The following is a 1,263-nucleotide window of genomic DNA, read 5'->3' on the forward strand; positions in this document are numbered from 1 at the left end:
GAGCCGTATGAGGGGAAACCCTCACGTACGGTTCTGAGGGGGGAAGAGGGCAGTAATGCCCTTGACCTACCCGATCGGCCGTCCGACCTCGCCCAGCGTGACGGACGGGCGGTCAGGAAAGGCAACGAGATTGCCAAGCTGTACGCGGACAACAAGGTGGACGTCATCATCTATGCCGTGGAGAAGTCGCTGGACTCGTACAAGTTCAACTTGTTGCACTGCAAGCAGACGTTCATATCGCAGTTGAAGTCCGGCGCGATGGGCGCACGAACCATCGACGAGGGGGCGATGGACGAGAAGTCGGGCATGAACTTCTCAGAATACATGGCGATACTGTCGGGCAACACGGACTTGCTGGACAAGGCGAAGCTCGAAAAGAAAATCGCCTCGCTGGAGGGTGAGCGCAAGTCGTTCAACAGGGGCAAGCGCGATTCTGAACTGAAGCTGGAAAGCAAGACAACCGCTCTGCGCAACAACCAAGCCATTATCGCCGCCATGACGGAGGATTGGGAGAAGTTCACCGCTGCCGCACAGATCGACAAGGACGGAAACCGGCTCAACCTGATAAAGATTGACGGGCTGGACACCACCGATGAAAAGGCCATCGGAAAGCGGTTGCAGGATATAGCCAAGAACGCCACGACAGGCGGAGTACCCCAGCGTATCGGTGAATTGTACGGCTTCCCCATCAAGGTGGTGAGCGAGCGGACGCTCAGCGAGGGGTTGGAGTTCATCGACAACCGTTTCCATGTCGAGGGTAACTACAAGTACACCTACAACAACGGGCATTTGGCGATGGCGGACACCCATGCCGCCGCCTTGAACTTCCTCAATGCGTTGGAGCGTATCCCGGCGATTATCAAGCAGTACGAGGAAAAGAACGAGGTGCTGGAGCGTGAGATACCGCAGTTGCAGGAGATAGCGGGCAAGACGTGGAAGAAGGAGGAGGAACTGAAACAACTGAAATCCGAACTTTCCGCTCTTGACCGCAAGATACAGTTGGAACTGGCTCCTAAACAAGAGCCAGTACTGGAAGAAGACGGAAAGGGAAAAGAATCCCAGAAAGAAAGTCTCCATGCCGGGGTATCTCATGAAATCGTCCCGACTCCGCCATCAGACAGGCACACTTGGCATATCCGTCCGGAAATGCAAACGGAGGCACCTTTACCGCAGGTAAAGAAAGTGAGTGTAGATACTAATTGAAAAGTGCGCTGTATTCTAATTGAAAAGAGCTCCATCCATAACTTGTTACAAAATTACTAT

The 1,263-nt window shown here is 53.8% G+C and carries 1 pseudogene; it reads left to right on the top strand.

Annotated elements, in window-relative coordinates:
• Positions 1 to 1,203, top strand: a pseudogene (locus AB5062_RS22640) (DNA methylase); the annotation flags it as partial.
• Positions 1,204 to 1,263: the final 60 nt, after the last annotated feature.

The organism is Phocaeicola sp. RTP21359st1_B8_RTP21360_211022 (assembly GCF_040911965.1).
Lineage (GTDB): Bacteria > Bacteroidota > Bacteroidia > Bacteroidales > Bacteroidaceae > Phocaeicola > Phocaeicola vulgatus.